General features: G+C 61.8%; 20 protein-coding genes. 9 read left to right on the top strand and 11 right to left on the bottom strand.

Features of this window, described 5'->3' with window-relative positions; translation table 11 throughout:
• Positions 1–55 precede the first annotated feature (55 nt).
• The 3 genes from AC3A5O_RS01900 to AC3A5O_RS01890 form a co-directional block, all read right to left on the bottom strand.
• The gene (locus tag AC3A5O_RS01900) at positions 56–2,404 is read right to left on the bottom strand and encodes an FdhF/YdeP family oxidoreductase (RefSeq protein ID WP_122565199.1); all 2,349 of its coding nucleotides are present in this window, start codon (positions 2,402–2,404) and stop codon (positions 56–58) included.
• Complete coding sequence (fdhD, locus tag AC3A5O_RS01895; protein WP_305469234.1) at positions 2,401–3,240, bottom strand: formate dehydrogenase accessory sulfurtransferase FdhD; 840 nt, start codon at positions 3,238–3,240, stop codon at positions 2,401–2,403. Before fdhD ends, AC3A5O_RS01900 begins: the two co-directional genes overlap by 4 nt.
• A 93-nt stretch (positions 3,241–3,333) precedes the next feature.
• Complete coding sequence (locus tag AC3A5O_RS01890) at positions 3,334–4,221, bottom strand: LysR family transcriptional regulator (RefSeq protein WP_305469235.1); 888 nt, start codon at positions 4,219–4,221, stop codon at positions 3,334–3,336.
• A gap of 132 nt (positions 4,222–4,353) precedes the next feature.
• Here AC3A5O_RS01890 and lysM point away from each other — a divergent pair, with 132 nt between their 5' ends.
• Positions 4,354–4,794: a peptidoglycan-binding protein LysM gene (lysM, locus tag AC3A5O_RS01885; RefSeq protein ID WP_092330074.1), complete on the top strand. Its 441-nt coding sequence runs from the start codon at positions 4,354–4,356 to the stop codon at positions 4,792–4,794.
• 150 nt (positions 4,795–4,944) lie between these two features.
• On the opposite strand, the gene yrfG is transcribed toward lysM, so the two are convergent.
• Entirely contained in the window at positions 4,945–5,607 is a 663-nt protein-coding gene (gene yrfG, locus AC3A5O_RS01880; RefSeq protein WP_122565202.1) for a GMP/IMP nucleotidase, read from the bottom strand.
• Between the two features lie 88 nt (positions 5,608–5,695).
• Between yrfG and nudE the strand changes: the two genes are divergently transcribed.
• Complete coding sequence (gene nudE, locus AC3A5O_RS01875; protein WP_214510973.1) at positions 5,696–6,262, top strand: ADP compounds hydrolase NudE; 567 nt, start codon at positions 5,696–5,698, stop codon at positions 6,260–6,262.
• On the top strand, positions 6,259–7,086 hold the full coding sequence (cysQ, locus tag AC3A5O_RS01870; protein ID WP_122565204.1) for a 3'(2'),5'-bisphosphate nucleotidase CysQ: 828 nt from the start codon (positions 6,259–6,261) through the stop codon (positions 7,084–7,086). The genes nudE and cysQ overlap by 4 nt, the downstream gene beginning before the upstream one ends.
• Before the next feature lie 151 nt (positions 7,087–7,237).
• Here the strand turns inward: cysQ and AC3A5O_RS01865 are convergent, their stop codons facing one another.
• The 7 genes from AC3A5O_RS01865 to rfbB all read right to left on the bottom strand — a co-directional run bounded on the left by AC3A5O_RS01865 (position 7,238) and on the right by rfbB (position 14,372).
• Entirely contained in the window at positions 7,238–7,693 is a 456-nt protein-coding gene (locus AC3A5O_RS01865; RefSeq protein WP_122565205.1) for a YiiD C-terminal domain-containing protein, read from the bottom strand.
• Positions 7,694–7,729: 36 nt separating this feature from the next.
• Positions 7,730–9,121, bottom strand: coding sequence for a sigma-54-dependent transcriptional regulator (locus AC3A5O_RS01860; protein WP_305491516.1), 1,392 nt, complete (start codon positions 9,119–9,121; stop codon positions 7,730–7,732).
• Positions 9,118–10,926, bottom strand: coding sequence for a sensor histidine kinase (locus AC3A5O_RS01855; RefSeq protein ID WP_122565207.1), 1,809 nt, complete (start codon positions 10,924–10,926; stop codon positions 9,118–9,120). Before AC3A5O_RS01855 ends, AC3A5O_RS01860 begins: the two co-directional genes overlap by 4 nt.
• Positions 10,927–10,994: 68 nt before the next feature.
• Positions 10,995–11,879, bottom strand: coding sequence for a dTDP-4-dehydrorhamnose reductase (gene rfbD, locus AC3A5O_RS01850; RefSeq protein ID WP_305469241.1), 885 nt, complete (start codon positions 11,877–11,879; stop codon positions 10,995–10,997).
• Positions 11,876–12,421: a dTDP-4-dehydrorhamnose 3,5-epimerase gene (gene rfbC, locus AC3A5O_RS01845; RefSeq protein ID WP_305491518.1), complete on the bottom strand. Its 546-nt coding sequence runs from the start codon at positions 12,419–12,421 to the stop codon at positions 11,876–11,878. Before rfbC ends, rfbD begins: the two co-directional genes overlap by 4 nt.
• A complete protein-coding gene (gene rfbA / locus AC3A5O_RS01840) occupies positions 12,418–13,293 on the bottom strand; it encodes a glucose-1-phosphate thymidylyltransferase RfbA (protein ID WP_305469245.1) in 876 nt (291 codons plus the stop codon). Before rfbA ends, rfbC begins: the two co-directional genes overlap by 4 nt.
• Positions 13,290–14,372, bottom strand: a complete 1,083-nt coding sequence (rfbB, locus tag AC3A5O_RS01835; protein WP_354337996.1) for a dTDP-glucose 4,6-dehydratase — start codon at positions 14,370–14,372, stop codon at positions 13,290–13,292. The genes rfbA and rfbB overlap by 4 nt, the downstream gene beginning before the upstream one ends.
• A gap of 209 nt (positions 14,373–14,581) precedes the next feature.
• Between rfbB and AC3A5O_RS01830 the strand changes: the two genes are divergently transcribed.
• The 6 genes from AC3A5O_RS01830 to AC3A5O_RS01805 all read left to right on the top strand — a co-directional run bounded on the left by AC3A5O_RS01830 (position 14,582) and on the right by AC3A5O_RS01805 (position 22,830).
• On the top strand, positions 14,582–17,494 hold the full coding sequence (locus AC3A5O_RS01830; protein ID WP_354337997.1) for an aminotransferase: 2,913 nt from the start codon (positions 14,582–14,584) through the stop codon (positions 17,492–17,494).
• Between the two features lie 260 nt (positions 17,495–17,754).
• Positions 17,755–18,861 (top strand): agmatine deiminase, encoded by a 1,107-nt coding sequence (gene aguA / locus AC3A5O_RS01825; RefSeq protein ID WP_305469251.1) that lies wholly within the window; start codon positions 17,755–17,757, stop codon positions 18,859–18,861.
• Positions 18,862–19,104: 243 nt separating this feature from the next.
• Complete coding sequence (locus tag AC3A5O_RS01820) at positions 19,105–19,305, top strand: hypothetical protein (protein ID WP_003196752.1); 201 nt, start codon at positions 19,105–19,107, stop codon at positions 19,303–19,305.
• Between the two features lie 216 nt (positions 19,306–19,521).
• A complete protein-coding gene (locus AC3A5O_RS01815) occupies positions 19,522–20,193 on the top strand; it encodes a DsbA family protein (RefSeq protein ID WP_487752798.1) in 672 nt (223 codons plus the stop codon).
• Positions 20,194–20,442: 249 nt separating this feature from the next.
• Complete coding sequence (locus tag AC3A5O_RS01810; RefSeq protein WP_487752797.1) at positions 20,443–21,729, top strand: OprD family porin; 1,287 nt, start codon at positions 20,443–20,445, stop codon at positions 21,727–21,729.
• A 354-nt stretch (positions 21,730–22,083) separates the two neighbouring features.
• The gene (locus AC3A5O_RS01805; RefSeq protein ID WP_122565217.1) at positions 22,084–22,830 is read left to right on the top strand and encodes a 2OG-Fe dioxygenase family protein; all 747 of its coding nucleotides are present in this window, start codon (positions 22,084–22,086) and stop codon (positions 22,828–22,830) included.
• Positions 22,831–22,838: the final 8 nt, after the last annotated feature.

The following is a 22,838-nucleotide window of genomic DNA, read 5'->3' as shown; positions in this document are numbered from 1 at the left end:
TCGCGGGCAAGCCTTGCTCCCACACAACCCAATCTCCTCGCCATGGAACTGTGTGTCAGGCCGACTTGGCCAGGATCAGTCCATTCTCGCTTGCCGCTTCCAGGCGGATCGCAACGAATTTCGAGGTCGGGGTGTGGCTGCCGTCGCCCGTGCTTTCCAGTGGCACCAACGGGTTCACTTCAGGGTAGTAGGCCGCAGCCTGCCCGGCCGGAATGTCAAACGCCAGCAGGGTAAAGCCCTTGACCCGACGTTCGCGACCGTCATCCCAGAGCGAGACGATGTCGGCTTTCTGCCCCGGCTTGAAGCCCAGGCGAATGATGTCCGCTTCGTTGGCGAACAACACGTCACGCTGGCCCTTGACGCCGCGATAGCGGTCATCAAGGCCATAGATGGTGGTGTTGTATTGATCGTGGGACCGCATGGATTGCATGATCAGATCGGGCAACTGGCCGGTGGCACGGGTGCGTTCATGCACGAGGTCGGTCGGCAGCAGGTTGGGCTTGAAGTTGGCGCGGCCTGACGGGGTGTTCCAGCGTCGCGAACCGGCGCTGTTGCCCAGATAGAATCCACCGGGGTTCTTCAGCTTTTCGTTGAAGTCCTTGAAGCCGGGTATGGTATCGGCGATCAGGTCGCGGATGCGACTGTAGTCGGCCACCAGCCAGTTCCAGTCCACCGGGCGGCTACCCAGCGTGGCGGCGGCGATGCCGGCGATGATCCACGGTTCGGAGCGCATCTGGTTCGACAGCGGCTGCAACTGGCCGTTGGAAGCATGCACCATGCTGAAGGAGTCCTCCACGGTCACTGCTTGCGCACCTTCGGTTTGCAGGTCGATGTCGGTGCGGCCCAGGCACGGCAGGATCAGCGCGTCCTTGCCGTGAGCCAGGTGGCTGCGATTGAGCTTGGTGCTGATCTGCACCGTCAGGTCGCAATTGGCCAAGGCCTGGAACGTCCGATGGCTGTCCGGCGTGGCTTGGGCGAAGTTGCCGCCCAGGGCAATGAACACCTTCGCCTGGCCGTCGGCCATGGCGTGGATCGCCTCGACCACGTTGTGGCCGTTTTCCCGCGGTACCTTGAAATGGAAGCGCCGCTCCAGCGCGTCGAGGAATGCCGCTGGTGGACGTTCGTTGATGCCCATGGTCCGGTCGCCCTGCACGTTGCTGTGGCCGCGAACCGGGCACAGGCCTGCGCCTGGCCGGCCAATGTTGCCGCGCAGCATCATCACGTTGGCGATTTCCTGGATGGTCGCCACCGAATGACGGTGCTGGGTGATGCCCATCGCCCAGCACATGATCACGTTCTCGCTTTTGGCGTACATGCGCGCCGCCTGCTCGATTTCGACCAGGGTCAAGCCCGATTGCTCGACGATCTGTTCCCACGGCGTATCGTCGACCGCCGCCAGGTAATCCAGCACGTTGGTGCTGTGCTCATTGAGGAACGCGTGGTCGAACACCGCCGCAGCGCCAGTGTTCTGCGCCTCACGTTCCCATTGCAGCAGGAACTTCGCCATGCCGCGCAAGATCGCCATGTCACCGCCCAGGGCGGGGCGGAAATACGCGGTGTTGGTCGGCTTATCACCGTTGGTAAGCATTTCAAGCGGATGCTGTGGATGCTGGAAACGCTCCAGGCCACGCTCCTTGAGCGGGTTGATGCACACCACCTGGGCGCCGCGTTTCACGGCCTCGCGCAGTGGTTCGAGCATCCGCGGATGGTTGGTGCCAGGGTTCTGGCCCCAGACGAAAATCGCGTCGGCGTGTTCGAAGTCGTCGAACGTCACCGTGCCCTTGCCCACGCCCACGCTCTGGGCCAGTGCTACGCCGCTGGCTTCGTGGCACATGTTCGAGCAGTCGGGGAAGTTGTTGGTGCCATAGGCGCGCACGAACAGTTGATACAGGTAGGCCGCTTCGTTGCTGGCCCGGCCCGAGGTGTAGAACTCGGCCTGGTTGGGGCTGGACAGCCCTTGCAGGTGCTTGCCGATCAGGGCGAACGCCGCTTCCCAACTGATGGGCTTGTAGCGGTCGGTTTCGGCGTCGTAGCGCATTGGCTCGGTGAGACGACCCTGGTACTCGAGCCAGTAGTCGCTCTGCTCCAGCAGCGAGGTCACGCTGTGCTTGGCGAAAAATGCACCATCGACGCGGCGTTTGGTGGCTTCCCAGTTCACGGCCTTGGCGCCGTTCTCGCAGAACTTGACCATGCCGCTTTCCGGAGAGTCACCCCAAGCGCAGCCGGGGCAGTCAAAACCGCCATTCTGGTTGGTCTTGAGCATCATGCGGATATTTTTCAGCGCATTGTCACTGGTCAACCAGGCCTGAGCGACACTGATCAGCGCACCCCAACCACCAGCGGGGCCCTTGTAGGGCTTGTAGCGTGGTACGGGTTTCTGGTCGGCTTGTTGATGATTGCTCACGCTTGTTTCTCCATCGCAGGGCTGTAGACCCGCGGCGCACTTTTTTGCGGCAGGTGGATGAGGTTGAGGTTGTGTTGGCGGGCCCACTGCACGGCGAGGCCCGTGGGCGACGACAGGCTGACCAGGGTCTGGATGCCGGCGCGCAGTACTTTCTGGATCAGTTCGAGGCTGCAGCGGCTGGTGACGATCGCCACGCCACCGGCTACCGGGACCTGTTGCCGGATCAACGCGCCGATCAGCTTGTCGAGAGCGTTGTGCCGGCCGATGTCTTCGCGGCCCAGCAGTAATTCACCCTGGGCGTTCATGAACAGCGCCGCATGCACTGCGCCGCAATGTTGGCCCAGGGGCTGGAACTGGCTGATACGGTCACGCAGGCCATCGAGCCATTGCGCCGCAGGCAGTGGTGCGCCGGGTAGCACCTTGAGGTTTGGCAAGGCCTGTTCCACCGCTTCCACGCCGCACAATCCGCAGCCACTGGTGCCCGCCAACTGTCGGCGTTGCTGCTTGAGGTTCCAGAAGGCGCGGTTGGCGATGGTCACCTGGGCATAGTGCGCGGCACCCGTGCCGCTCAGTTGCAGGTCATAGATATCCGCTGAATCTTCGATGATGCCACTGCCAAGACTGAAGCCGACGATGAAGTCTTCAAGGTCGGTGGGGGTGACCAGCATGACCGCCTGGCTGATGCCGTTATAGGCAATCGCCAGCGCCACTTCCTCGGCCAGCGCGGTGCTGTCCGATTGAGAGTGGTCCAGATTGCAGTAGCGATAGCTCTGGCTGGCGACCGGCGTGGATGTTTCCATCGCGGGCGCTGGACTGACCGGAGGCTTGTCGTTCATAGGCATCACTGAAAGTAGGAATAGTGTTAAGACTAAATGCGGCAATCTGCCACGTCTAATCGCTATTACTGATCTTCCAATAGATGACGTCGATCAAGAAGCTGTCGGTGATTTCTGATAGAGGGCGAAACAGGCCTCCGCCAACGCCGAGCGGGGGGCGCCGCGGCGCATGATCAGGCCCAGCGGGACAAGCGTCTGGGCGCTTTCAATAGGCTGGATGCGCAAGTCTTCGGTCAAGACGTCCAGGCCGCTGTCCAGGGGCATCACCGCGCAACACAGCCCGCCGTGCACAGCTTGTAACAATTGATGCACCGCGTCGGTTTGCAACAGCGGTTGGGGCGTCAGACCCCGGCTGTGGAAGTTGTGGTCGATGGATTGGCGAAAATGCATGCCGCTGGTGAGCATGCCCAGAGGCAGTTCGATCAGGGCTTCCCAGCTCAGCGGTTGTTCACCGAAAAAGAAAAACCGCTGGTCGTAAAGCAGGCCCATGCGGGTGGGGCTGAAGGGCAGGGCCTCGAAGCGTTCGTTGTCCAGGCGTTCCAGGTAGGAAACCCCCAGGTCGATGCGGTTGTTCGCCAACTGTTCGAGGATGCGTTCGGAGCTCAGGGACGACAATTCGAAACGCAGGCTGGGGTGCTCGGCGTGCAAGCGCTGCATCATCGCCAGCGGGTCGAAGTCCGACAACGGCACCACGCCCAGGCGCAGCGTACCCACCAGGTTGCCCCGACAGGCTGCCGCTTCGGCCTGCAGCCCGTCATAGGCCGCCAGCACCGTGCGCGCCCAGGCCAGTACCCGTTCCCCCGGCGCGGTGAAACCTTCAAAGCGCTGGCCGCGGTTGACCAGCGGCAGGTCGAGTTCTTCTTCAAGGCTGCGCAGTCGCATCGACAGGGTCGGCTGGGTGATATGGCAGCGTGCGGCGGCCTGGCCGAAGTGACGGGTTTCGTCCAGCGCGATGAGAAATTTCAGCTGCTTGATGTCCATCTTCGCTCCAGGGCGCGGGAAGGTTCGGATTCTAGCGCTTGCGCGTGGCGGGGTCATTGGTCGGCTGGGAACCGGGTTCGTTTCGCCTGGTCTAGTCTTTGCGTCTGGACACTTAATCAAGGAGCGTGTGCCATGAGTATCTTTAGCTTTGTGAAGGAAGCCGGTGAAAAGCTGATCGACCTGCTGACCCCCGGTAATGCCAATGCCAGCGAACAACTGAAAGAGCATATTGAAAAGGTCGGTCTGGGTAATCCGAATGTCCAGGCGACCGTCGAAGGCGACAAAGTCATCGTCACGGGTGAAGTGGCGAGCCAGGAAGAGAAGGAAAAGATCCTGTTGGCGGTGGGCAACATCGCCGGTGTCGGCAGTGTCGACGACCAGATCACCGTGACCGGCCCAGTAGCAAAAGCAGCGCGCTTCGTGACCGTGAAGAAAGGCGACACACTCAGCGCCATCTCCAAGGCCGAGTACGGCGACGCGAACAAGTACAACAAGATCTTCGAGGCCAACAAACCGATGCTGTCGCACCCGGACAAGATCTACCCGGGGCAGGTGTTGCGTATCCCTGAGTAACCGGCCCCCTGTGGCGAGGGGATTTATCCCCGCTGGGCTGCGCAGCAGCCCTAAAGCAGTGAACTCAATCTTCCTTGCATGCCGAGTTGGCTGGTTGGGGGCCGCTTCGCGGCCCAGCGGGGATAGATCCCCTCGCCACATTAGAGCCTGTCAAAGCCCTTCGATCAGGACTCGATAATCCCCCAACGCCTCGAACTCCCCCGTGTCCTTCGGCCCCTTGCGACTGTCCGGCTCGCTCACGGCCAGCAGGTGCGCCACGCCGAAGTCCCTGGCGCTGCGCAACACCGGCAACGTATCGTCGATGAACAGGCTGCGGGCCGGGTCGAAATTCAGGTCGGCTTGCAGCGCGTCCCAGAATTGCGGATTTTCCTTGGGGAAGCCGTAGTCGTGGGAACTGATCAAGCGTTCGAAGTAGGGGGCCAGTTCGATGCGTTCCAGCTTCAAGGACAACGAATCGCGGTGGGCGTTGGTGATCATCACCACCCGTTTGCCGGCCTGTTTGATCGCCGCCAGGAACGTATCGGCGTCCGGGCGCAAGGCGATCAGGTGCGCGGTTTCCAACTTCAGTTCGCGCACCGGCAGTTTCAGCTCAGTGCTCCAGAAATCCAGGCAATACCATTGCAACTGGCCGGCGTTGCGCTCGAACAGCGGCTGTAGCTCCATCTCGGCCATCGCCCGGCTCACGCCATGCAGTTCGGCGTAGCGCTGGGGCAGGTGTTCGAGCCAGAAATGGTTGTCGTAATGCAGGTCCAGCAGGGTGCCGTCCATGTCCAGCAGAACCGTATCGATCTCATGCCAGGGCAGCAAGGCCATAAAACTTCTCCAGCGGTAATCGGATATCCGACACAAACAATCAGAATAGGCCGGGTATAGTAGCCCGCTATCGCCCAGGGAGCCGTTTATGCGCCAGAAACCCACCATACTCGATCGCCGGATCGTCGCTACCAGCCGCCTGTTCTGCGTGGAAGAACTGAAATTGCGGTTTTCCAACGGTGTGGAGCGCACTTATGAGCGTCTGGCGAGCAAGGGTGCAGGCTACGGCGCGGTGATGATCGTGGCGATGCTCGACGCCGATCACGCAGTGCTGGTGGAAGAATATTGCGGCGGCACCGATGCCTATGAATTGTCCCTGCCCAAGGGCTTGATCGAGCCGGGGGAAGATGTGCTGGCGGCGGCCGAGCGGGAGCTCAAGGAAGAGGCCGGTTTCGGTGCGCGACAGTTGGAACACCTGACCGAGTTGTCGCTGTCCCCTGGCTACATGAGCCAGAAGATCCAGGTGGTGCTGGCCACCGATCTGTATGAAGAACGGCTGGAGGGCGACGAGCCCGAGCCGATGCGCGTGGACAAGGTCAACCTGCGTGAGCTCTCGGCCCTGGCGCAGAACCCGCAGTTCACCGAGGGCCGGGCCTTGGCGGCGCTGTACCTGGCCCGTGACCTGCTGACCCAGCGTGGAGCGTTCCTGTCATGACATTTCCTCATTCGCTGATGGCTCCGGTGGTCGAGCTGGCGCTCAAGGCCGGCGAGGCGATCCTGCCGTTCTGGCGCGCCAACGTGCAGGTCAACCATAAGGCCGACGAGTCGCCGGTGACTGCCGCAGATATGGCGGCTCATGATGTGATCGTGGCCGGGCTGACGGCGCTGGCCCCGGATATTCCCATCCTTTCCGAAGAAGACGCCGATATTGCCCAAAGCGTACGCGCCGGCTGGCAACGCTGGTGGTTGGTGGACCCATTGGATGGCACCAAGGAATTCATTTCCGGCAGCGAAGAGTTCACTGTCAACATTGCCTTGGTGGAACAGGGGCGCGTGGTGTTCGGCGTGGTGTCGATGCCCACCAATGGTCGCTTTTACGTGGGCGGCGCAGGGCTGGGTGCCTGGCGTGGTGACAAGGGCGGTGTGCCTTTGCCGATCGCGGTTCGTGATGTATTGGCGCCGGGCGAGGCGTTCACCGTGGTCGCCAGTCGCCGGCACACCAGCCCTGAGCAGGAGCGCCTGCTGGAGGGCTTGAGTGGGAGTCTGGGCGAACTGCAACTGACCAGTATCGGCAGTTCGTTGAAGTTTTGCCTGCTGGCCGAAGGCGCGGCGGATTGTTATCCCCGGCTGGCGCCGACCTCCCAGTGGGACACGGCCGCTGCCCAGGGCGTATTGGAAGGCGCGGGTGGCGAGGTGTTGGACTTGAGCGGTGAGCCGTTCTGTTATCCACCGCGTGAGTCGCTGTTGAATGCGTCGTTCCTGGCGTTGCCGGCGAAAGCGGCGTGGCGTGGGAAGTTGTTGGAGCTTGCTCGCTCCTGAGCCCGGCTCGATCCCTTGTGGCAGAGAGGATTGTGGGAGTAAAGCTTGCTCGCGATACAGGCGCCCCGGTTCCTGAAAGTCCGCGGCGCCTGTATCGCGGGCAAGCCTTGCTCCCACACAGAAGTACTTCGCCACGGGGTCATGCGCTGTTTCAGCGGTGCAATACGTACTGCCCCTCAAACTGCACCGCCACGTCCTCGCTCCCGCTATTCAACACCTGCGTTTGCAACGCCAGCCGCGCCCGTCCATAACGCCGGTAGGTGGCCAGGAAGCGCTTCCAGAGCTTTTCCTCGGGCGCTTGGCAAACCACAGTCGCATCGCGTGTCACTGGCAGCGGATAGCTGATCTGCCCTTCCTGAATCACGATATGCCCGTCTTCGATGCCTTCCTCGCGCAGGGCCAGGTGCAGCCAGCCCCAGCCACCGAGTACGGCGCCGCAGTACAGGCTGCCCCCGAACATGGTGCTCTTGTGGTTGACGTTAGCCGCCAGCGGCAAGGACAGGCGCAGTTGCCGGGCCTGCCAATCGAGCACCTTGAGGCCCATGTCCCGGGTCAAGGGGATGTCGTGGTGCAGGATCGATTCCAGGTAACGACTGTCGCGGTTCATTGCGGGGCCTCTTGCTTGACGGGAAATGACGATAATTCAATCAGGCTCATCGGCCGAACCCTGGCCGCTGTCGCCGAAGGTCAGGCCATGCTTGCGCAACTTGTCGTGCAGGGTCTTGCGGGGGATGCCCAGGGCTTCGGCCAGGCTGCGCACCGAGCTGTGGGGGCGGGCGAGTTCGGCGGCGATGAGGGTTTTCTCGAAGTTTTCCACCTGCTCGCTCAAGCCGCCGCTGACCACCTCCACCGGCGCGCCCGGGCTGCCGTCGGGCGCGCTGTTGTCCAGGGCCAATTCCAGGCCCAGGGCAAAGCGTTCGGCGGCGTTCTGCAGTTCCCGGACGTTGCCTGGCCAGCTGTGACGCAGCAGCAACGCCCGTTGTGCCGGCTGCAATTCGTGAGGCGGCAGGCCATGGCGAGCACTGGCTTCGTTGGCGAAATGCTGGAACAGCATCAGCGCATCCTCGCCCCGTTCGCGCAACGGCGGTATGCGCAGCGGCGCGACGTTCAGGCGGTAATAGAGGTCGGCGCGAAAACGCCCCTGGTCGGCGGCCTGGCGCAGGTCTTCCTTGGTCGCGGCGATGACGCGGATATCCAGCGGGATCTGTTGATTGCCCCCCAACCGTTCCACCATGCGTTCTTGCAGCAGACGCAACAGCTTGACCTGGACATCCAGGCTCATGCTTTCGATTTCATCCAGAAACAGCGTGCCGCCGTTGGCGAACTCAAACTTGCCGATGCGGCGTTTCTGCGCGCCGGTAAAAGCACCGGGTTCGTGGCCGAACAGCTCGCTTTCCACCACCGACTCGGCCAGGGCCCCGGCGTTGATCGCCACGAAGGGGCCGTTGCGCCGGCTTGAGAGGTCGTGCAAGGCCCGGGCGACCACTTCCTTGCCGGCGCCGGTTTCACCGAGGATCAGCACATCGGCGCGGGTGGCGGCCAGTGCGCCGATCTGCTCGCGCAAGCGCAGCATTGGGGTCGACTGGCCGACCAGGCGGGCGCTGAGTTCATGGCGATCGCTCAGGGCCAGGCGCAGGCTGCGGTTGTCCAGCACCAGGCGGCGCAAGGCCAGGGCGCGGCGTACGCTGTCGAGCAGATGATCGCTGGCGAAAGGTTTTTCCAAGAAGTCGTAGGCCCCGGCGCGCATCGCCTGTACCGCCAGCGGCACGTCGCCGTGGCCGGTGATCAGCAGCACCGGTAGCTCCGGGTCCTGGGCGTGGAGTTCGCCTAGCAATTCGAGGCCGTCCATGCCCGGCATGCGAATATCACTGACCACCACACCCGGCCAGTCACGGGGCAGTTGTCCGGCCACGCCCTTGGCTTCGGCCAGGGGCAGGATTTTCAGGCCAGCCAGGTCGAGGGTCTGGCTCAAGGCCTGACGTAGATGGGGATCGTCATCGATCAGCACCACCTCAATCCGGTTATCGATGGTCATACACTTCGGTCCTCGGACGGTTGCAGGCTCACCCCGGGCGCGCCGGCGCGCAGCTTCAGGGTGATCAGGGCGCCGCCTTCCTTGTGGTTGGCGAACGACAGTTCGCCGCCGAAGGCGCGCATCAGGGTGTCGCAGATCGCCAGCCCCAGGCCAAGGCCCTGGGTGCGCGTCTTGGTGGTGTAGAAGGGCTCGCCGGCGCGGCCCAGGGCTTCCATGCAAAACCCCGGGCCGTTATCGCGGATGTACAGGTTGACGCCGGTTTCGGTGGCCTGGGCACTGAGCCAGAGCTTGCGCGGCGGGCCTTTTTCGGTGAGCGCATCGAGAGCATTGGCCAGCAGGTTGCCGAGTACTTGGCGCAGGCGGGTTTCGCCGGCCTCGACCCACAGCGTGGCGGCCGGTAGGTCGCGGATCAGTTCCACTTCCATGCTTCGCCGACGTTTGGCGAGCAGCGCCAGGGCATCGTCCAGCGCCGGCTGCAGGGCGACGCTTTCCGGGGCGTGGCGGTCGCGGCGGGCGAAGGCGCGCAGGTGGGCGATGATCGACGCCATGCGCCCGGTCAGTTCGCTGATCAGCTTGAGGTTGCCGCGGGCATCCTCGGTGCGTTGGTGATCGAGCAATATCTCGGCGTTTTCCGCGTAGCTGCGAATCGCCGCCAGCGGCTGGTTGAGCTCGTGGCTGATGCTCGCCGACATGGTGCCCAGAGCCGACAGCTTGCCGGCCTGCACCAGATCATCCTGGGCACGGACCAATTCCTGCTGGGCCTGCTCGCGCTCCAGCACTTCCTGCTTCAAACGTCGGTTCAATCCTTCCAGGTCACTGGTCCGTTCGGCCACCCGGCCCTCCAGTTCCTGACGGGCCTTGGCTTCGAAGGCGATCCGGTCCAGGTAATGGCGCCTGCGTTGCATCATCAACCCGAGCAACAGCATCAAGACCAGCAACGCCGCGCCACCGATGGCGACCACGGTGCGCACCGGACGGTCGATCAGCGTGCGCGGGGCGAGAATGCTCACGCTCCAGCCGGTTTCTTCGATGGATTGGGTCTGGGTCAGCCAGGCGTTGGCATCCAGGTTCAGTGGCTTGGGATCGCGGGTTGGATAAGGTTGTACCGCGCTGATGGCCTTGCGCTCATCGTCACCCAACGGCCGGGTCGCACGAAATCGCCATTCCTGGCGTGATGTGAGAATGACCACGCCATTATGGTCAGTCACCAGCAACTGTTCCGGGGTCTTGCCCCACAGGCTTTCGGTGTGGTCGAGGTCGACCTTGACCACCAGCACGCCGATGACTTTTTCGCGGTCGTGCACGGCGGCGGCGAAGAAATAACCGCGCTTGGCCGACGTGGTGCCCAAGCCGAAGAAGCGACCCAGGCGCCCGGCCATGGCTTCGATGAAGTACGGTCGGAAGGCGAAATTACGCCCGACGAAACTGTCGTGTTTGTCCCAGTTCGACGCGGCCAGGGTCTTACCGGAAGGGTCCATCAGGTACATGACTTCGGCGCCGGTCTGGGTGCTGATGTTTTTCAGCAGCCGGTTGGCGTTGCCTTGGGTCACGCCGTCGTCCGGGGCCGACAGGGCGGCGCGCAGGGCCGGCAGCTCGCCGAGAATCTGTGGCAGCACCTCATAGCGGTGCAGCGTGCCCAACAGGTTGGCGACGTAAAGGTCCAGGGTCTGGCGGTTCTGCCCAGCCAGTTCACTGCGGTAATAACGCTCGGCCAGGTGCTCCAACGGCCACAGCAACGGCGCCAGGCACAGCGCGAGCAAGGCCAGGCTGCGCCAACGGGGTCTGCGGGGAAGGGTGGAATTCATGAGCATCGGGAGCCTGTGGTGACAGGCGTATTATGCCTAGTTGCTTCGCAAATACTATTTGTAAGGCCTTACCAGGCTTGTCCGGCAAGGCACTGTTGCAGCGCGTTTCGCCAGTCGGGTTGGCTCACCGCCCATTCCTTGAGCAGGCGGCTGCAATCCAGGCGCGAGTTCAACGGCCGAGGGGCCGGCGTCGGATAGTCGCTGGATGCAATGGGCTCTAGCAGCGCACACGGCTTGTGTCGTTCGAGCAGGTTTTCGCCGATGGCCTGGGCGAAACCGAACCAGGAAGTCTCGCCCCGGGCCGTCAGGTGATAGGTGCCCCAGGCTCCGGGTTGACCGGCCTGCCAGCGCTCGATCAGTTGGGCGGTGCTGTCGGCAATGGTGCCGGCCCAGGTTGGTGCGCCAATCTGATCGGCCACCACCCGCAGTTGCGGTTTTTCCTGCAGCAGGCGCTGCATGGTCAACAGGAAGTTGCGGCCCTCGGTGGAGTAGACCCAACTGGTGCGCAGGATCAGGTGCTGGCCGCCAGCCTGGCGGATGGCATTTTCGCCGGCCAGTTTACTGCGCCCGTAGACACTCAGCGGGTTGGGCGTGTCGTCTTCGGTGTAGGGAGCGGGCTTGAGCCCATCGAAGACGTAGTCGGTGGAGTAGTGAATCAACGGTATGCCTAGTTCGACCGCGGCCTGGGCCAGGATGCCCGGTGCCGTGGCGTTGATGGCAAAGGCTTGTTCCGGCTCGCTCTCGGCCTGGTCGACGGCTGTGTGGGCGGCGGCATTGATGATCAGGCCGGGCCTCAGGGCCTCGATGGGCGCGCGCAGGGAATCCGCCTGCGCCAGGTCGAGCTGGTCGCTGCCGCGTACGAGCAACTCGCCCATGCCGCTCAGGCGCGATTGAAGCGCCCGGGAAACCTGGCCATTCTGGCCGATAATCAGGATGCGCAGGGGGGTATTCATGGGAACAGGTCTGCCTCGTGCAAGGCCTTGCCGTTCTGGTCCTTGGCCGAGAGGATCGGCGCGCCTTCCAGCTCCCAGTCGATGGCCAGTTGCGGGTCGTCCCAGCGAATGCAGCGTTCGGCCGAGGGCGCGTAGTAATCGGTGGTCTTGTAGAGGAAGTCCGCCGATTCGCTCAGCACGACGAAGCCGTGAGCAAATCCTGGTGGTACCCACAACTGCCGATGGTTCTGCGCCGACAGGCGAACGCCTGCCCATTGGCCGAAGGTCGGCGAACTGCGGCGAATGTCCACCACGATATCCAGCACCTCCCCGGCAGTGACGCGCACGAGTTTTCCCTGGGCCTGTTCGATCTGGTAGTGCAGGCCCCGCAGCACGCCCCGGGTGGAGCGTGAATGGTTGTCCTGGACGAACTGCAGGGTGCAGCCGGTTGCCTCGGCAAACGCCCGGGCATTGAAGCTTTCGTAGAAAAACCCCCGATCGTCACCGAAGACTTTCGGTTCGATGATCAGGACGTCCGGCAAACGGGTGGCGATGACGTTCAACGTGTTTCTCCGGCGATCTTGAACAGGTACTGGCCGTAGCCGGTCTTGCCAAAATACTGGGCGCGCTCAAGGATATGTTCGCGGCTGACCCAACCTTGCTGGTAGGCAATTTCTTCCAGGCACGCCACTTTCAGGCCTTGGCGATGTTCGATGGTCTGCACGTACTGCGAGGCTTCCAGCAGGCTGTCGTGGGTGCCGGTGTCCAGCCAGGCAAACCCACGGCCGAAGCGCTCGACGTGCAGGTCGCCGCGTTGCAGATACACATTGTTGACGTCGGTGATTTCCAGTTCGCCACGTTTGGATGGCTTGATGGCCTTGGCGATCTCGATCACGTCGTTGTCGTAGAAGTACAGGCCGGTCACCGCGTAGCTGGATTTAGGCGCGGTGGGTTTTTCTTCGATTGACATCGCCCGCCCTTCTGAGTCGAAGTCGATCACGCCAAATCGCTCAGGGTCCTTGACCCAGTAGCCGAACACTGTCGCGCCACTTGTCCGGTTGATGGCCGTCTGCAGTTGCTCGCCGAAATACTGGCCGTGGAAAATGTTGTCGCCCAGGATCAGGCACACCGAGTCGCCGCCAATGAACTGCTCGCCAATCAGGAACGCCTGGGCCAAGCCATCGGGTGATGGCTGCTCGGCGTAGCTGAACTGCACGCCAAACTGCTGGCCGTCGCCCAACAGGTTGCGGTATTGCGGCAGGTCCTGAGGGGTAGAAATGATCAGGATGTCCTTGATGCCCGCGAGCATCAGCACCGAGATCGGGTAATAAATCATCGGCTTGTCATAAATCGGCAATAGCTGCTTGGAAACCCCGAGAGTAATCGGGTGCAGGCGGGTGCCGGAACCGCCGGCCAGAACAATACCCTTCATCATGCAATTGCATCCTTGTTGTCGAGCGAGCCCAGGCGCTCGCCCTGATAACTGCCGTCCTGGACACGTTGACACCACAGCAGGTTTTCGAGGTACCACTGCACCGTCTTGCGCAGCCCGGTCTCGAAGGTTTCTTGAGGTGTCCAGCCCAGTTCCCGTTCGATCTTGCTGGCGTCGATGGCGTAGCGCAGGTCATGGCCTGGGCGATCCTGGACGAAGCTGATCAGGTCGGCATAGTGCTCCACCCCTTCGGGTTTGCGTGGCGCCAATTCTTCGAGCAGCGCGCAGATGCTGCGCACCACGTCGATGTTTTTCTGCTCGTTGTGCCCGCCAATGTTGTACGTCTCGCCGACCGCGCCTTGGGTGACGACCTTGAGCAGCGCACGAGCATGGTCTTCGACGAACAGCCAGTCGCGCACTTGCTGACCGTTGCCGTAGACCGGCAGCGGTTTACCAGCCAGCGCGTTGAGAATCACCAGGGGAATCAATTTTTCGGGGAAATGAAACGGCCCGTAGTTGTTCGAGCAGTTGGTCAGCAGCACGGGCAAACCGTAGGTGCGTTGCCAGGCGCGGACCAAGTGGTCGGACGCCGCCTTGCTCGCCGAATACGGTGAGCTTGGGGCATAGGCAGTGGTTTCGGTGAACAGATCATCCACGCCGTGCAAGTCGCCATACACCTCATCGGTGGAGATGTGGTGGAAGCGAAACGCGCGCTTCTGCGGTTCGGCCAGGGCCTGCCAGTAGGCGCGGGTGGCTTCCAGGAGGCTGTAGGTGCCCACAATGTTGGTCTGGATGAAGTCCGCCGGGCCATCGATGGAGCGGTCCACATGGGACTCGGCCGCCAGGTGCATGATGGCCTCAGGCTGGAATCGCGCCAGCACCGCACTGACGGTCGCTTGATCGACAATATCGGCCTGGACGAATTCGTAGCGGCTGTCGTGATCGATGCTGCTCAGCGATTCGAGATTGCCAGCGTAGGTCAGCTTGTCGAGGTTCAGGACCTGGTGCTCGGTATCGAGAATCAAGTGCCGTATGAGCGCCGAGCCGATGAAGCCCGCACCGCCAGTGATGAGAATGCGCATCCGGTTAAAGCCTTTTTCCGTGGGACCACAAAGCATAGGCGCATAGCTTGTCGGCAAGGCGGGAGCGGTGCAAGCGAATATCCCACGGATGCACCCTCCCCACACAGCGTCTCGAGAGGACTGTGCATATTTTTGAACAGGGGGGTTGCTTATCCTCCGACTCAGTGGCGAGATAGGCATCCGAACAAAACCACCTCAGGGGTCCTTGTATGCCATTCGCTACGTTGGTTCACCGTGCCAGTTTGCCAAGCCCACAGATCAGCGCCGAGCAAGCGCTGGTGCTGCTGCGCTCGAATTACGGACTCAGCGGTGACCTGCGCCCCCTTGGCAGCAACCAGGACCTCAACTACCGCGTCGACAGCGAGCGCGGGCGCTTTGTGTTGAAAATTTGCCACGGTGACTACGCTGTCCCGGAAATAGAGGCCCAACACGCCGCCCTCAAGCAGTTGGCCGGACACGACGCGGTGAAAGTGCCGCGGGTCATTGCGGCCGCCAACGGCCAGGACCTGCTGACATTGGACGTCGACGGCCAAGCGGTTCACATGCGACTGCTGGAGTACATCGACGGCCAGTCCCTCACGCAGCTCAAGCACCTGACGCCCGAGCTGGTGACCGGCCTGGGCCGCCTGTGCGCGGAAATGGACCTGGCCCTGGCGACATTCGATCACCCGGGCCTGGAGCGCACCCTGCAATGGGACGCGCGCCACGCCCCGGCTCTGGTCGAGTACCTGTTGCCTGTCATTGAGGATGAACAACGGCGCCATCTGGTTGCCGAGGTTGCACAACAGGCCGAGCGACGCTTGCAGCCGCTCAAGGCCAGCCTGCCGGTGCAGGCGATCCACATGGACATCACCGATGACAACGTGGTCTGGCAGCGCGATGCCCAGCGCCAGTGGCACTTGCAGGGCGTCATCGATTTCGGCGACCTGGTCCGTACGTGGCGCATCACTGACTTGTCGGTGACGTGCGCGGCCCTGCTGCATCACGCCGACGGCGACCCGTTCTTCATCTTGCCGGCGATCAAGGCCTACCACGCGGTCAACCCCTTGCAGCGCCAGGAGCTGTTGGCCCTGTGGCCGCTGATCGTGGCGCGCGCCGCGGTGCTGGTGCTCAGTGGTGAACAGCAGGTTTCCATCGACCCGGATAATCAATACAGCCGCGACAACCTGGCCCATGAGTGGGAAATTTTCCGCGTCGCCCACTCGGTGCCCTTCGAACTGATGGAAGCGGCGATTCTCACCGCCGTCGGCCACAGCCTTCCGGCCATTGCCAGCGAGGGCTTTGCGCCGCTTTTGCCGACCCTGGTAGGGCGTGAGTTCGCCTTGATTGACCTGGGTGTGCTGAGCCCGCATTTCGAGGCTGGCAATTGGGAGCAGCCGGGGATCGACCAGCGCCTGCTGGATGAAGCCGCCGGGCTTCACGGCCTGGCCGCCAGCCGCTACGGGCAGTACCGTTTGTCTCGCACCCGTCCGGACAGCGCCGTCGAACCCGACACTTATCCGTTGCACGTGGCGTTGAGTGTTCCCCAGGGTACGCCGCTCGAATCACCGTTCGCCGGGGTTGTGCACAAGACCGCCGACGGCATGTTGCAACTGGACAGCGCGCAACTGAGCGTGCGCTTGTGGGGCGTGACATCGCCGCTGCATTCCGGCGCGGCGCTGGTCAAGGGGCAGGTGCTGGGTGAAGTGACAGGGCCGTTGCAGGTCCAGTTGTGCCGGGGCGCCCAGGTGAATCCGCCGCTGTTCTGCACGCCCTCCAGGGCCCTGGCCTGGCAGGCGCTTTGCCCTTCGCCGGCGGTGCTGCTGGGGCTGGCGTGCGATGCCGAGCCAGACGTCGATCCCGAGGCACTGCTGGCCCGCCGCGATGCGAGCTTCGCCCGTTCGCAGAAACACTACTACGTCGATCCGCCGCGCATCGAGCGTGGCTGGCGCAACCACCTGATCGACATGCAGGGCCGCTCGTACCTGGACATGCTCAACAACGTCGCCGTGCTGGGCCACGGCCATCCACGCATGGCGGCGGTGGCTGCCCGGCAATGGTCGCTGCTCAATACCAACTCGCGTTTCCACTATGCGGCGATCGCCGAGTTTTCCGAGCGCCTGCTGGCGCTGTCGCCGTCCAACATGGACCGGGTATTCCTGGTCAACAGCGGCACCGAGGCCAACGACTTGGCGATCCGCCTGGCCTGGGCCTACAGCGGCGGACGGGACATGCTCAGTGTGCTGGAGGCCTATCACGGCTGGTCGGTGGCCGCCGATGCGGTGTCGACGTCCATTGCCGATAACCCCCAGGCCCTGAGCAGTCGCCCGGAGTGGGTGCACCCGGTGACCGCCCCGAACACCTATCGCGGCGAGTTCCGTGGCCCCGACAGTGCGCCGGACTACGTGCGTAGCGTCGAGCACAATCTGGCGAAAATTGCCGAGAGCAAGCGCCAGCTCGCCGGTTTCATCTGCGAACCGGTGTACGGCAATGCTGGTGGGATCGCACTGCCGCCTGGCTACCTGAAGCAGGTCTACGCGATGGTGCGCGAGCGCGGTGGGGTCTGCATCGCCGATGAGGTGCAGGTCGGTTACGGGCGCATGGGCGAGTTTTTCTGGGGCTTCGAAGAGCAAGGCGTGGTGCCGGACATCATCACCATGGCCAAGGGCATGGGCAACGGCCAGCCGCTGGGAGCCGTCATCACCCGCCGGGAAATCGCCGAAGCGCTGGAAGCCGAGGGGTATTTCTTCTCGTCGGCCGGTGGTAGCCCGGTCAGTTGCCAGATCGGCATGGCCGTGCTGGATGTCATGGAAGAAGACAACCTCTGGGAAAATGCCCGGGAGGTTGGCGGGCATTTCAAGGCTCGACTGGAGGCCTTGATCGACCAGTATCCATTGGTCGGTGCGGTGCATGGCTCCGGGTTCTACCTGGGCGTGGAGCTGATCCGTGATCGCGAGACCTTGGAGCCGGCCACTGAAGAAACCATGGCGCTGTGCGATCGCCTGCGAGAATTGGGAATCTTCATGCAACCGACGGGCGATTATCTGAACATCCTCAAGATCAAACCACCGATGGTGACCACGCGTCAGAGTGTGGATTTCTTTGTCGATATGCTGGCGAAGGTATTGGACGAGGGGCTGTAACCGATCGGGAACGTCAAGCTGTGAAGCTGTTTCCCCTGTGGGAGCGAGCTTGCTCGCGATGACGGTGTCCAAGCCACTATTAATATGGCTGACCCACCGCTATCGCGAGCAAGCTCGCTCCCACAGGGGCTTAGCGTGTTTAAATCGATTTTTGTCGATGTTTTTACCTTCCTTCTGGTGGTTGTTAGGTTTTTAGACTTTATTAGTCGATATTTATCGTCTATAAAGGTGTCATTGCCCATCGCCCCAGGAGATGACCCATGACAACATTGCACAGCACTCCGCGCGCGGATGGTTTCCACATGCCAGCCGAATGGGCGCCCCAGACCCAGGTCTGGATGATCTGGCCCGAGCGCCCGGATAACTGGCGCCTGGGCGGCAAGCCCGCGCAGGCTGCCCATGTCGCGGTTGCCAAGGCCATCGCCCGTTTTGAACCGGTGACCGTGGCGGTCTCCGCGGCCCAATACGAAAATGCCCGGGCGCGCCTCGACGTGCCTAATATCCGCCTGGTGGAAATGTCCAGCGACGATGCCTGGGTCCGCGATACCGGTCCTACATTCGTGATCAATGACCGCGGTGAAGTGCGCGGTGTCGACTGGGATTTCAACGCCTGGGGCGGTTTTGACGGCGGCCTGTATGCGCCGTGGAACCGCGATTCGCAAGTGGCCAGCAAGATCCTCGAGATCGAGCGCAGCCCGCGTTATCGCACCGAAGGTTTTGTGCTCGAGGGCGGGTCGATCCATGTGGACGGCGAAGGCACCGTGATCACCACCAAGGAATGCCTGCTCAACCGCAATCGCAACCCGCACATGAGCCGTGAAGAAATCGAGGCGGTACTCAGCGCACAATTGGCCGTGGACAAGGTCATCTGGCTGCCGGACGGTCTGTTCAATGACGAAACCGACGGTCATGTGGATAACTTCTGCTGCTACGTGCGTCCTGGCGAGGTGCTGCTTGCCTGGACCGACGACCCGCAAAACCCGAACTACACCCGCTGCCATGCGGCGATGGACGTGCTGGAAAACAGCACTGATGCCAAGGGTCGCCCGTTCACAGTGCACAAAATGCCGATTCCGGGGCCGATGTATGCCACCGAAGAGGAATGTGCGGGGGTGGATGCGGTGGAGGGATCCCAGGAACGCAACCCGAGCGTGCGACTGGCCGGTTCCTATGTGAACTTCCTGATCGTCAACGGCGGCATCATTGCGCCCAGCTTTGACGATCCGCTGGACGGCCCGGCCCAGGCGCTTCTGCAGAGCCTGTTCCCGGAGCACGAAGTGGTCATGGTGCCAGGGCGCGAACTGTTACTGGGCGGCGGGAATATCCATTGCCTTACCCAACAGCAACCCGCGCCATACGTAAAATGAGTGGCGATGTAACAGCCTGCTGATAGCGCCTGCGCCGGCTCTAACTCGGCGATTTTGGATCCATCCCGGCAAGCCCGCGGCCCGATTGGGCCGTGGGTTTTTTTGTGTCTGTTAATGGGGGGCGCGGTTACATTGGCATAGCTCTTGTATCGGATCAGTGGCAGTTCCGGGGAGTGGAGCTGAGTTGTTTTGTCATAAACCTTGGATAAATTAGCCGCTCATCAACCAGGAGAGGGCGCTGGAATGAATATGACAAGCGAGCGCACATGCCATCCCTTGGCCGTTAATGGTGAGTCGCTTCAAGCCTTGGCGCAGTGGTTGAAGTCCAACGGAACGCGTCAGATCAGAGAACCTGATCCGCGCCGGATGATCGTTGAGCGTTATCCCGTTGGCCTGTTTAGCGAGGCAGAGCTGGAAGCGTTGTGGGATGTAATGCAAGGATAGAATTCGACGGATTGATAAAAAGCGCTGGCCGGGATGGCAGCGCTTTTTTTGTGCCCGCTGGATGTCGAATTCACTTAAATCCCTGTGGGAGGGTGTTCAATTCAAGTGGGCATTCGCCCGATCCACGAAACACACTGAAAACCGTTCCAGCGTTTTTCCAAAGCACTCCAGAGACTAACCTGCTGCCATCGAACCCTCATGGCTAGCGGAGTTTCCATGACCACTCTTCATTACATCTACGACCCGCTGTGCGGCTGGTGCTATGGCGCCAAGCCGCTGGTGCAGGCGGCCCGGAGCGTATTGCCGGTGACCCTGCATGGCGGCGGCATGATGACCGGCACCAATCGCCAGCAGGTCTCACCGCAGTTGCGCAATTATGTGATGCCCCATGACCGGCGCATCGCCGAATATTCCGGGCAGCCATTTGGCGAGGACTATTTCGAAGGCTTGCTGCGAGACCACAGCGCGGTGTTCGATTCGACGCCGCCGACCGCCGCCGTCCTGGCGGCCGAACAGCTCGGCGGCCACGGCCTGGAACTGCTGGGGCGCTTGCAAACCGCGCACTACGTCGAAGGCCGGCGCATCTCGGACGACGCCGTCCTGCTGGAACTCGCTCACTCCGTCGGCCTGCCGGCCGAGGCATTCCTGGCGGCGTTCCGTGCGGCTGATGTGCAAGGGCACATCAAGGCCAGCCGCACCTTGCTGGCCCAGGTCGGCGGCCAGGGCTTCCCAACCCTGGCCCTGGAGCAGGACGGCCGGTTCACGCTGATCGACATCGGCCCCTGGCTGGGCAAGCCCGAGGCCTTCGCCCAATGGCTGAAGCAAACCCTGCCGGAGCAGGCCGCTGCGCCATCAGCGACTTGCGGTTTGGATGGTTGTTCGTTTTGATCGGTTCTTAGACATTTTTCGCCTAATTACAGACAATTCACGAAATTGACACACCGTTGAGGGCGCGACTAGGATTCGCCCTACGCCTGTGGCTGACAGCCATGACTCTTAAATAATAAAAAGGCCCGACACGATCAGACGTGGGCGGGCCTTTTCATTATTTTCAGGAGCAAGAGTCCGAAAAAGAGCGCAAAGCGCCATTTCGGCTGCTCGCCGCGGTGCGTATCAACCCGTACAAGGAAAATAATCATGTTGAACAAGCGCATTAGTTTGATCGCACTGGGGATCTTGAGCACGACACACGCCATGGCCAACGACCAGGCGGAATCAAAGGGGTTCGTTGAAGACAGCAGCCTGAAAGTGCTGCTGCGCAACGCTTATATCAACCGCGACTACAAAGACGGCAACAAGGACAAGGCCGAATGGGGCCAGGCGGCCATCGGTACGTTCTCGTCCGGTTTCACCCAAGGCACAGTGGGTGTGGGTGTAGATGCTTTCGGCCTGTACGCGTTGCGTCTGGACGGCGGCAAGGGGCGTAGCGGTGCGCAAGGCATCGATTTCTTCAAGAAAGGTGACAGCGGCAACGCGGCCGATGACTTGTCCAAGTTCGGTGCGGCGGTCAAGTTCCGTGTCTCCAATACTGTATTGGCCTACGGTGACCAGATGCCGGCCCTGCCGGTGCTGAGCTATGACAACTCGCGCTTGCTGCCGGAAAGCTACACCGGCACGCTGATCACCTCCAAGGAGATCAAGGGCCTGGAACTGAATGCCGGCCGTTTCACCGCCGAATCGCGCAAGAGCGCCGAGGGCCGTGACAGCGGTGGCCTGAAGTCGATCAACGTCTTGGGCGGCAGCTATCAGTTCACCGAGCAGTTCAAGGCTTCGCTCTACGCCTCGGATGTCGAGGACGTACTGAAGAAGCAATACGTGAACGCCAACTACGTGTTTCCGCTGGCCAAGGATCAATCCCTGACCCTGGACTTCAACGGTTATCGCACCAAGCTGGACAACAGCTACGTTCGCGAAAACAACGTCACTGGCGACGACAACAAGATCTGGAGCCTGGCCGCCACCTTCGCCACCGGCCCGCACAGCTTCACACTTGCTCACCAGCGCAGCACCGGCGACAGCAACCTGGGCTACGCCTACGGTGGCTATCAGCGCGGGCAGAATCGGGTGGGTGATGGCGGCAACACCATCTACCTGGCCAACTCCTACTGGTCCGACTTCAACGCTGAGGATGAGCGCAGCTGGCAGTTGGGCTACGGTCTGGACTTCACCACCTTTGGCGTACCGGGCCTGACCTACAACGTCGCTTATGTGCGTGGCGATAACATCACCACCTCCACCAGCGAAGGCGGTACCGAGCGCGAGATCTTCAACCAGTTCAAGTACGTGGTCCAGAGCGGCCCGGCCAAGGACTTGAGCGTCAGGTTGCGCAGCTCCGTGTTGCGGGTGTCGCAAAAGTCCAGCGAGTACAACGTCAGCGGCAATGAGCTGCGGGTGTTCGTGGATTACCCGATCAGCGTCTTCTGATGCCTGATCAGGTTACGAGCGTATAAAACCGTGGCGAGGGAGCTTGCTCCCGCTGGGCTGCGCAGCAGCCCTTCTTGGGTGAGCGCTGCGCACTCAAGCGGGAGCAAGCTCCCTCGCCACAATTGATTCATACCTGCCTGAAGTGAATAGGGTTGCGTCGCCAAACTCGGGTTCTTTTGGCCTTTAGCGCCAGAAAAGCCACTGAAACCACCTGTTTTCCCGAGAAAAAGTCGTACTAATGCAACGCTGCCCACCGTTTCAAGCGTCGCTTGAAATGCCTCAAATACTTTCTCATGGACGTAAATCCTGCACCTACTAGATTAGGCCGCTCAATGCAGTGGAGACCTATGAAAAATGATCGTTCTGAACAGGGAAGTGGGCGAAGCGCTGAGACGTGACAAATTCGTCAACGTTCGCGGTGGGGACTTCAACCTCTACGGTCATTTCGGCGATTTTGTCCGGCTGACCAAAAGCTGGGAAAACATGGAGCCCGACAGTTACTACGGCCAGGCCGAGTCAGGCATGCGTTTTCGCCGCTACAGCGACTTCGAATACAACCCTACGACCCGTGAGCTCAAGCAGCTCGAACACCGGGCCTACGTTCAGTCCAAGGCCAACAACAGCTATGTCGGCGGACTGGAGCGGCACTTCCAGGATTTCTCCAACGAAGTGATCAATTCGCCGGTGATGCGCAGCCTGATCGACACGGACTTCGAGGTGTACAAGAACGTTCTGCCGCAGGAGCTGCACGATGAAATCTGGCAGTGCCAGATCCATCAGATCCGCATCGAGATCAAGCCGGGTAAACAACTGGAAATCACCCCCGAAGGGATTCACTGCGACGGCTATCCGTTCAGCGGCGTGCACTTCTGGGGCCGCCAGAATGTGGCGGGTGCGGAAAGCCGCTTGTACACCGCCCAGGAAGAACAGCTGGCGGCGACGACCTACGAGGACATCCTCGACACCACGTTTTTCCTGGATCGCGACATGCGTCATTACGTGACCCCGGCACGCAACACCCATAGCCATGACATGGCGTACCGGCAGATCCTGGCCATTTCCTTCTCGCGGCCCGGGACCGCTTTCGACATTGTTCGCTGAACGGCTCG

Source organism: Pseudomonas sp. Soil_N_39 (assembly GCF_057655955.1).
Note: the sequence above shows the minus strand (reverse complement) of the source record. Positions and strands in the feature narration are given on the sequence as shown.